The organism is Cupriavidus sp. 05N38, from assembly GCF_056397345.1.
Genome location: NZ_JBFTNF010000004.1, coordinates 148,576 through 157,235, shown reverse-complemented (window position 1 = coordinate 157,235; position 8,660 = coordinate 148,576). Strand labels below are relative to the sequence as shown.

At 67.7% G+C, this 8,660-nt stretch carries 9 protein-coding genes and 1 pseudogene; 4 read left to right on the top strand and 6 right to left on the bottom strand.

Translation table 11 applies throughout. From position 1 onward, the window contains the following. Positions 1-452 precede the first annotated feature (452 nt). The 3 genes and pseudogenes from AC1DK4_RS05530 to AC1DK4_RS05520 form a co-directional block, all read left to right on the top strand. Complete coding sequence (locus tag AC1DK4_RS05530) at positions 453-1,184, top strand: response regulator (RefSeq protein WP_441612719.1); 732 nt, start codon at positions 453-455, stop codon at positions 1,182-1,184. Next, the gene (locus AC1DK4_RS05525; RefSeq protein ID WP_441612717.1) at positions 1,181-2,458 is read left to right on the top strand and encodes an ATP-binding protein; all 1,278 of its coding nucleotides are present in this window, start codon (positions 1,181-1,183) and stop codon (positions 2,456-2,458) included. The genes AC1DK4_RS05530 and AC1DK4_RS05525 overlap by 4 nt, the downstream gene beginning before the upstream one ends. A gap of 204 nt (positions 2,459-2,662) precedes the next feature. Further along, positions 2,663-2,827, top strand: a pseudogene (locus AC1DK4_RS05520) (GYD domain-containing protein); the annotation flags it as partial. Between the two features lie 87 nt (positions 2,828-2,914). Here the strand turns inward: AC1DK4_RS05520 and plsY are convergent. The 6 genes from plsY to AC1DK4_RS05490 form a co-directional block, all read right to left on the bottom strand. Next, on the bottom strand, positions 2,915-3,526 hold the full coding sequence (plsY, locus tag AC1DK4_RS05515; RefSeq protein WP_441612715.1) for a glycerol-3-phosphate 1-O-acyltransferase PlsY: 612 nt from the start codon (positions 3,524-3,526) through the stop codon (positions 2,915-2,917). A gap of 115 nt (positions 3,527-3,641) precedes the next feature. Beyond that, a complete protein-coding gene (locus AC1DK4_RS05510; RefSeq protein ID WP_441612714.1) occupies positions 3,642-4,133 on the bottom strand; it encodes an aminoacyl-tRNA deacylase in 492 nt (163 codons plus the stop codon). Between the two features lie 27 nt (positions 4,134-4,160). Then, positions 4,161-5,165, bottom strand: a complete 1,005-nt coding sequence (xerD, locus tag AC1DK4_RS05505) for a site-specific tyrosine recombinase XerD (protein ID WP_441612713.1) — start codon at positions 5,163-5,165, stop codon at positions 4,161-4,163. Next, entirely contained in the window at positions 5,162-5,641 is a 480-nt protein-coding gene (locus AC1DK4_RS05500; RefSeq protein ID WP_441612712.1) for a methylated-DNA--[protein]-cysteine S-methyltransferase, read from the bottom strand. Before AC1DK4_RS05500 ends, xerD begins: the two co-directional genes overlap by 4 nt. A gap of 214 nt (positions 5,642-5,855) precedes the next feature. Further along, positions 5,856-6,824 (bottom strand): tripartite tricarboxylate transporter substrate binding protein BugE, encoded by a 969-nt coding sequence (locus AC1DK4_RS05495; protein ID WP_441612711.1) that lies wholly within the window; start codon positions 6,822-6,824, stop codon positions 5,856-5,858. Positions 6,825-6,968: 144 nt separating this feature from the next. Then, positions 6,969-7,595: a chalcone isomerase family protein gene (locus tag AC1DK4_RS05490; protein ID WP_441612710.1), complete on the bottom strand. Its 627-nt coding sequence runs from the start codon at positions 7,593-7,595 to the stop codon at positions 6,969-6,971. A gap of 168 nt (positions 7,596-7,763) precedes the next feature. On the opposite strand from AC1DK4_RS05490, the gene AC1DK4_RS05485 reads away from it, so the two are divergent. Next, entirely contained in the window at positions 7,764-8,657 is an 894-nt protein-coding gene (locus tag AC1DK4_RS05485) for an AEC family transporter (protein ID WP_441612709.1), read from the top strand. The last annotated feature ends 3 nt before the right edge of the window (positions 8,658-8,660 follow it).

The window sequence follows — 8,660 nt, the reverse complement described above, 5'->3', positions numbered from 1 at the left end:
GTGCGATGGTGATACCAGTACCAGCCGCCGCCGGCCAGCAGCACGATCAGCGCGGCGGCGATCAGTTTGCGGCGGTGCGAGACCGGCTTGCCGGACGGTGGCAGCTTAGCCTGTTGATTTTCTTCGGGGTTGGCCATGACCGGTTCCTGGGATGCGACGCGACGAAACGCGTTGTTCGATATTCGGGGTGGAAGAGGCAGAAGTATGCCGCAATGCCATCGGCATATGCCGCTAAGGGCACGTGGCGGCACGTCGTGCCGGCTGCTTCAGGTCGGTGCCGCGCGCTCCGGCGGCGCCGGTGGCAGCAAACATAAGCGAAGCATAATGCGCCTTGATTCCGTCGATGTTTCATTGCCGACGGCCTTTCTTACAGATCATTACCAGTGGCCCGGGTGTAATGCCCTGAAACAATTCGCCCGGATTGCCGCGCCCAGCCTAGCTATCATCTGCTTATGCGAGCCAATCAGCCTACCCAGATCCTGGTCGTCGACGACGATCCAGAACTCCGCGACCTGCTGCGCGAATACCTCAGCCAGCAAGGTTTTGCCGTGTCGGTCCTGCACGATGGCGAAGGTTTGCAGGCGCGCCTGGAGCGCGAGCGTCCGGCCCTGATCGTGCTGGACCTGATGATGCCCAAGGTCGACGGCCTCACCGCGCTACGCAACCTGCGCGCCAAGAACGACGATATCCCGGTGATCCTGCTGACCGCCCGCAGCGACGAGATCGACCGCATCGTGGGCCTCGAGATCGGCGCCGACGACTACCTCGGCAAGCCGTTCTCGCCGCGCGAATTGCTGGCGCGCATCAATGCCGTGCTGCGCCGCAAGCTGGCGCGCCCGGCATCCGCGCCGGAGGACCGCGAGGGACTGACCTTCGGGCCGTTCCGCGTGAATTTCCGCCAGCGCTCGCTGGTGCGCGGGGGCGAGGCCGTACCGATCAGCGACACTGAATTCGCGCTGCTCAAGCTGCTGCTGACGCACCCGCTGGAAGTGCTCTCGCGCGAGCGCGTCGTGGAGCTGATGTACGGCTCGGCGAGCGGCATCAGCGACCGCGGCATCGACGTGCAGATCTGGCGCCTGCGCCGCCTGCTCGACGAAGACGCGCAGCGGCCGCGCTATATCCAGACCGTGCGTGGCCGGGGCTATACCTTCGTGCCCGACGAAGCCGACGACATACCACGATGAAACTGCGCATCGATACCCTGTTCGGCCGCATCGCACTGCTGATCGCCGCCGTGCTGGTGCTGAGCCACTTCTCCTGGCTGGCAATCCTGCGCATGGACCGCCGACAGCAGCAAGTGGACTATTCGGTCGAGCAGATGCTGTTCCAGTTCGACAGTATCCAGCGCGCGCTCGCCGCTAAGCCGCCCGCGCCGCTGCCCAGCCTGGTCGAGGTGGCCAGCGAAGCCAGCGCGGCGGAGCACACCGTGGCGGCCAAGGGCCGCGCGCGGCGCCTGGTCGAGCAGTTCGCGCTGCGCCTCCCGGCCGGCAGCAAGGTGCGGCTGGAGGAGGAGGAAACCTCGCGCATCTGGGTCAAGCTGCCGCAGCGCCAGGACTGGATAGCCATGCCGGTGCTGTGGGTGCTCAACCCGCCCCCGGACAACCGCCTGGTGCCGGGCGTGATCCTGGTGGTCGGCGTGGCCATGGCGGTGGCACTGCTGATCGCCTGGCAGATCCAGCGCCCGGTGCGCGACATGGCGGCGGCGGCCGAGCAGCTGTCGCGCCAGCACAGCGTTGAGCCGCTGCGCGAGCGCGGCCCGCACGAGCTGCGCCAGCTGATCGTGCGCTTCAACCGGATGATGGCCGACCTGACGCGCATCGACCAGGAGCGCAACACCATGCTGGCCGGYATCGCSCAYGAYCTGAAGACMCCGCTGGCGCGGCTGCGSCTGCGCGCSGAGATGCTSGCCGAYCCCAAGGCGGCGGCCGGCGTGACGCGCGATGTGGAATCGATGTCTGCCATCGTCGAGCAGTTCCTCACCTTCGCGCAGAGCGGCGAGCCGGCCGCGCGTCCGGTCCAGGTTGACCGCCGGCTCGGCGAACTGGCCGCTTCGCTGGCAGAGCAGGACAAGACAGTGGAGCTGTCGCTGACGGCGGGCGAGGGCTTCCGGATGATCGCCACCCAGCTCGACCGCATTGTCGGCAACCTGGTCGACAACGCCTATTCCTACGGCGCGCCGCCGGTGCGCCTGGCCACCTCGCGCCAGGCCGACGGCTGGCACATGGTGGTGGAGGACGAGGGCGACGGCATCCCGCCGGACGCCATGGAGAAGGTCACGCTGCCCTTCGTGCGGCTGGACCCGGCGCGCGGCGGCAACGCGCATTCGGGCCTGGGGCTGGCTATCGTCGACCGGCTGGTACGCCAGGCCGGTGGCCGGCTGGTGCTGGAAAACCGGCCCGAAGGCGGCCTGCGGGTCGAGATGATCTTCCCGTTCGCGGCGCTGGCGCAGGCGGCCTGAGCGCCCCCGCCGCGCGGCACGGCGTACCAGACCTGGAACACTTCCGGCCGGATCGGCGGGCCTGCGTGCCGGTCCGGCCGCGCCGGTGCCGTGCGGGGCGCGCGCCGGCTCGCATGGTACAGAGATTGCTGCTCCTGACGGCTTTGCCCGCGCTGCCCGCCCAGGCGGCGCATCGTGCCGTTCCAGTCGATCAGGAGACGCATCATGGCAACTTTTGTCACCCTACTGAACTTCACCGATCAGGGGATCCGTACCGTAAAGGAAACAACCCGGCGTGCCGCCGCCGTTCGCGAAATGGCGAAGACCTGCGGTATCGAGATGAAAGACATCTATTGGACGCTCGGCAAATATGACCTCGTGGCGACCTTTTCCGTGAACGGGTCGCTCCGACCCGCGGCCCCCATGAAAAAGCCCGCGCGAAGCGGGCTTTTTCATGGGGGCTGGCGAGGCGGCGCGTCAGCTTGCTTTTTTCTTGTCGCCGATCCGGCTTTCCTTGCCGGCCAGGAGGTTGCCGATGTTCTGGCGATGGCGCACCACCAGCAGCACGCCGATCGCGAAGACCGCGCCGGCGATCACGTCGATGCCCGACATCAACACGTAGAAGAATGGCGCGAACACCGCCGACACCAGCGCGGCCAGCGATGAATAGCGGAAGAAGAAGGCGATGATCAGCCAGGTGGCCAGCGTGCCCAGTCCCAGCAGCGGGTCGATGGCGAACAGGATGCCGGCCGCGGTCGCCACGCCCTTGCCGCCGGCGAAGCCGAAGAACACCGGGAACAGGTGGCCCAGGAAGACCGCCACCGCCGCCAGCGCGACGCCGGTGTCGCCGATGCCGTAGGCCGGCCCGAAATGCTGCGCGAGCCAGACCGCCAGCCAGCCCTTCAGCCCGTCGCCGATCAGCGTCAGCACCGCGGCTTTCTTGTTGCCGCTGCGCAGGACGTTGGTGGCGCCGGGATTGCCGGAGCCATAGGTATGCGGATCAGGCAGGCCCATGGCCTTGCTGACCACGACGGCGAAGGAGATGGAGCCGATCAGGTAGGCGGAAATAGCGAGAATCAGGTTGGCCATGTGGGAAACGGGAATTTGAGGCTGGGCGGATTGTAGCGCGGTCGGCGCCGGTTCAGTTCCGTGACTTCCCCAATACCGGAGCACCGTCTTTGCGGCACGGCCCGCCCGGGTGCTTTCAGTCGGGCAGCGCGCATTCCACCGCCACCGCACCCGCCAGCTCGGTCAGCACGCCGGGCGCGATGCTGACCAGATAGCCGCGCCTGCCGCCGTTGATATAGATCTTCTCCAGCGCCAGCACGCCGGCTTCCACATACACCGGCATGCGCTTGCGGGTGCCGAAGGGCGATGTCCCGCCCACCATGTAGCCGCTGTGGCGCTGCGCGACTTCCGGCTTGCATGGCTGCACGCTCTTGCGGCCGGTCTGGCGCGCCAGGTTCTTGGTGGAGACCGAGCAGTCGCCATGCATCAGCACGATCAGCGGCTGCGCCTTCTCGTCCTCCATGACCAGCGTCTTGACCACGGCGTGTTCCGGCACGCCGAGCTGGCGCGCCGATTCGCCGGTGCCGCCGTGCTCCACGTAGTCGTAGGCATGCTCGCCGAAGGCCACGCCATGTTGCCTGAGGAACTGGGTGGCAGGGGTTTCGGATACGTGTTTGGACTTGCTCATGATTCGGTGAACTGGCGGTTTCGTCGCTCAGCCGCGCGGGTGGTGATGCTGGTGCAGCTCGCGCAGGCGCTCGCGCGCGACATGGGTGTAGATCTGCGTGGTGGAGATGTCGGCGTGCCCTAGCAGCAGCTGCACCACGCGCAGGTCGGCGCCGTGATTGAGCAGGTGCGTGGCGAAGGCATGCCGCAGCGTATGCGGTGACAGCGGGGCGTGGATGCCGGCTTCGCGCGCATGGCGCTTGATCAGGTGCCAGAAGGTCTGGCGCGTCATGCCGTCGCCACGCTGGGTGACGAACAGCGCGTCGCAGGCGCGCTCGCCGAGCAGGGCGGGGCGGCCCTGCGCGAGGTAGCGGCGCAGCCAGTCGCCGGCTTCCGCGCCGAACGGCACGAGCCGCTCCTTGTTGCCCTTGCCGCCGACCACGCGTGCCACGCCTTCGTTGAGGCCGACCTCCACGGTCTTCATCTGCGTGAGCTCGGACACGCGCAGGCCGCTGGCGTACATCAGCTCGAGCATGGTGCGGTCGCGCAGGCCGAGCGGGGTGCCGGTGTCGGGCGCCTCGAGCAGGGCTTCCACCTGCGCTTCGCTCAGCGTCTTGGGAAAGCGCGGCGGCTGCTTGGCCGGGCGCAGCAGCAGGCAGGGGTCTGCGGTGATCATGTGCTCGCGCAGCGCCCACTGGAAGAAGCGCTTGAACACCGTGAGCCGCCGGTTGGCCGACGATGCGCGCGTCTCCAGGTGGCGCGAGGCGATGTAACCACTGAGGGCTTCGTCGTTCACCTCGAGCAGCGCGCACACCGCATTGGCATGCAGCCAGCGCGAGAGCAGCGCGAGATCGCGCCGGTAGGCGTCGATGGTGTTCTGCGAGAGGCCGTCCTCGAGCCAGAGCGCATCGCAGAAACGGCCGACCAGGTCGAGGTCGGCCAGCAGCGCGGCTTCGTCAATGGTTTCGTCGATGGCGTCATCGCTGGCTTCGTCGCCCGCGTGGGCGGCGCCGCCGCGGGCGACGTCCGTGTCGTCGGTGGGGAGTCCGCTCATATCAGCAGCACGCCTTCGTGGCGCAACAGCCAGCGCTTGGTCTCGAGCAGGTAGCCATCTTCGCTGTGGTGGGCGAAGCCGCCGAGGCCGCCGGCGCCGACCACGCGGTGGCACGGGATCACCAGCGGGAACACATTGGAGCCGCACGCTTGCCCGACCGCGCGCGGTACGCTGGCGATGTCCCGCGCCATCGCGCCGTAGGTGGTGGTCTTGCCGCGCGGGACCGCGGCGATGGCCTGCCACACGCGGCGCTGGAACCCGGTGCCCGCCGGCGCCAGCGGCACATCGAGAGGGGCGTCGGGATCGGCGTAGTAGGCCTCGAGCTGCCGCGCCAGGCGTTCTGCGACGGCGCTGGCGGGCGCGATGAGGGGCATGCTGTCCGGCAGGTAGACGATCTCGCGGATCAAGTCACCCTCGGTGCGCACGCCGACCTTGCCGAAAGGCGCGGCGAGGATGGCGTCGAAAATGGAATGCATGGTTGGCCGGGCGGGATGCAGGGACGGAACGGATGGCCTTGCGGGCCATTCCGGATTCTAGTGCATGGCGCCGCCGCAATGAAAAAGGGCTTCCCTCGGGAAGCCCTTGCGTTGCCGGCAGGGATAGCCTGTCGCGTGTTGTCTCTCCTTCCCATTTCGTCGGAAATGGGCGCAAGACCTTCCACGGCGCAGGCTTGCCTGGCTTGCCTTGCGCTTACTGTTCGAGCTTGATGTTCTGCACCTTCACCAGGTTCTTCATCTTGTCGAACTCCTTCTTGATCTCGGCCGCGTGCTGCGCCGGCGTGTTGCCCGACGGCTCGGCGCCGGCGGCGCGCAGGCGCTGCTGGAAGTCCTTGTCCTGCAAGGCCTTGACGGCGGCGTCGTTGAGCTTCTTGATGACGTCGTCAGGCGTGCCGGCCGGGGCCACCAGGCCGTACCAGGCGGGGTCGTTCGGCTCCTTCAGTCCCATTTCGCCGAAGGTAGGCACATCGGGCAGCGAGTCCAGGCGCTTGTTCCACGCCACTACGATCGGGCGCAGCTTGCCGGCCTTGATATAGGGCATCGACGAGGGCAGGTTGTCCACCATGATCGGCACCTGGCCGGCCAGCACGTCGTTCAGCGCGGGACCCGCGCCGCGGTAGGGGATATGGACCATGAAGGTCTTGGTCGAGACCTTGAACTGCTCGCCCAGCATGTGGCCGAAGGCGCAGGTGCCCGAAGTGGCGAACGAGTATTTGCCCGGGTGCGCCTTGAGCGCGGCCAGGAACTCCTTGTAGTCCTTGGCAGGGAAGTTCGGGTTGACCGCGATCACATTGGCCACGTTGGCCAGGTTGGTGATGGGCTTGAAGTCCTTGATGGGGTCGTAGGACAGCTTGGGATTGCAGGCCGGGTTGACCGCCATCGTCGATACGGTGGAGATGCCGATGGTGTAGCCGTCCGGCGGCGACTTGGCGATGGCGTCCGCGCCGATCGAGCCGCCCCCGCCGGCGCGGTTCTCCACCACCACCGGCTGGCCCAGGATGCGGCTCATCTGGTCGGCCGCGCCGCGGCCCACGATATCGGTGGTGCCGCCCGGGGCGAACGGGATGATCAGGCGGATCGGCTTGGTCGGAAAGCTCTGTGCCTGCGCGACCGACGCGGCGACTGCCAGACTCAGGGCCAGTGCAATCTTGCTTGTGTGCATGAGATCGTGTTTCCCATCAAAGACCGGGCGGGGATATCCGCCCAAGGTGAAGAACGCCGGCCAGGCACCCGCGGTGGCGGGGCGGTGTGGCCGGCGGCGTGAGTTGTGGCGGCGGGCCGTGCGGCGTTGCCGGTCCGCCGGCGTTCAGCCGCCCAGGAGCCCGCGCTTGAGATCCCGGTCGACCGGATGGTCGCCCAGGAAGATGCGCAGCACGGCCTGGTAGAAGTCCTCGCCCGGAATTGCCCTGCCGCGTGGCGTGCCGTTGATGGCGACCACGGTGCCGCCGTCGGGCGAGAAGTCGAAGTCGATCACGTCGCCTTTGCGGGCGGTGCCCATCTGCTCCATGGTCTGGCGTAGCTGGAGCATGCGGTCCGACAGGCGCAGCACCTGCATCTCGCTGTGATTTTCGCGGATGCCCTGGTTGAGCGCCTTGAAGAATGCCTCCGACCTTACCTCGCGCAGCGGCCGGATCTGCAGCCGCTTGGGGCCGGGCACACCCAGCACCACGGTGGCGTTGCGGGCTTTCTCCGGCAGGTAGAGCGCGGCCACGTAGCCCTTGATGACAAAGCCAGAGCGCAGGCCGGTGCCGTTGAGCTGCAATTCCTTGCCGCCCACGCGGGTTGCGTCGTCGATGCGCATGCCCTCGATCTCGCCGGCGCGCGCGTGCGGCGCCGGCAGGGCCAGCGCCGCGCCTGCGCACAGGACGAGCGCCAGCTGGCTTGCGCGATGGCGCAGCAGGGCGCGCGCGGACGGGGTACGACGGGGCAACATGAGGCGTGGACGGTACGACGGAACGTGCCATATTGGGCGAATTCTGGAACAATACCAATTGGTATCTGCCCTAGTCGGCACATGACGATGCCATCCTTCCGTCCCTTCCCATGGCCGGAACCTGGCCGCCACCGGCGCGGCGGCCATCACGAAAAATAAAACGAGACAATGTCTTTTGCCTTGCTGCTGGTGCCGGATTTCAGCCTCATCCTGATTGGCTGGCTGCTGGTGCGCTACACGTCGTTCGACCGCGCGTTCTGGTCCGGCGTCGAACGCCTTGTGTACTTCGTCCTCTTCCCGGCGCTGCTGCTGCAGTCCACCAACAGCGCCAAGTTCGACTTTTCGTCGACTTCGGCCATGCTCGGGCTGGCCGTGATGACCACTGCCTTCGGCATGGCTGGCGGATACGCGGCCAAGTGGGCGCTGCGGCCCGCGCCGGTCGACTTCGCCTCCGGCCTGCAGACCGCCTTCCGCTTCAATTCCTATATCGGGCTGGCGCTGGCCGCGCGCCTGGGCGGCAGCGAGGGCCTGGCCATGATGGCGGTGATCGTCGGCTGCACGGTGCCGCTGTGCAATGTGGTGGCGGTCTGGGCCCTGGCCCGTCACGGCGAGGCGCGCGTGTGGCGCGAAATCGCGCGCAACCCGCTGATCCTGGCCACCGCGGGCGGCTTGCTGACCAACCTGCTGGGCCTGCATCCGCCGGAGGTACTGGCGACGACGCTGACGCGGCTGGGCTCGGCATCGACCGCGCTGGGGCTGATCACGGTGGGCGCCGGGCTGCAGATGCGCGGCGCCTCCGGCGCGGTCGGGCCGATGGCGTGGTGGAGCGGGGTCAAGCTGCTGGCAATGCCGTGCTTTGCGTGGGCGGTGGGGCGGATGCTCCCGCTGACGGAGCTGCAGTCGCAGATCGTGGTGCTGTTCGCTTCGCTGCCGACGGCGTCGAGCGCCTATATCCTGGCCGTGCGCATGGGCGGCAACGGGCCGATGGTGGCGGCCACCATCTCCGTGATGACCATCGCCGCCATCGTCACGACGCCGTTCTGGCTGTCGCTGGTCAGTTAGCCG

Excerpts from the sequence above, each read along its gene's own strand:
- xerD (WP_441612713.1), bottom strand. The coding sequence starts at position 5,165 with ATGAGCGGACTCCCCACCGACGACACGGACGTCGCCCGCGGCGGCGCC.
- AC1DK4_RS05485 (WP_441612709.1), top strand. The coding sequence starts at position 7,764 with ATGTCTTTTGCCTTGCTGCTGGTGCCGGATTTCAGCCTCATCCTGATT.
- AC1DK4_RS05490 (WP_441612710.1), bottom strand. The coding sequence starts at position 7,595 with ATGTTGCCCCGTCGTACCCCGTCCGCGCGCGCCCTGCTGCGCCATCGC.
- plsY (WP_441612715.1), bottom strand. The coding sequence starts at position 3,526 with ATGGCCAACCTGATTCTCGCTATTTCCGCCTACCTGATCGGCTCCATC.
- AC1DK4_RS05500 (WP_441612712.1), bottom strand. The coding sequence starts at position 5,641 with ATGCATTCCATTTTCGACGCCATCCTCGCCGCGCCTTTCGGCAAGGTC.
- AC1DK4_RS05495 (WP_441612711.1), bottom strand. The coding sequence starts at position 6,824 with ATGCACACAAGCAAGATTGCACTGGCCCTGAGTCTGGCAGTCGCCGCG.
- AC1DK4_RS05530 (WP_441612719.1), top strand. The coding sequence starts at position 453 with ATGCGAGCCAATCAGCCTACCCAGATCCTGGTCGTCGACGACGATCCA.
- AC1DK4_RS05510 (WP_441612714.1), bottom strand. The coding sequence starts at position 4,133 with ATGAGCAAGTCCAAACACGTATCCGAAACCCCTGCCACCCAGTTCCTC.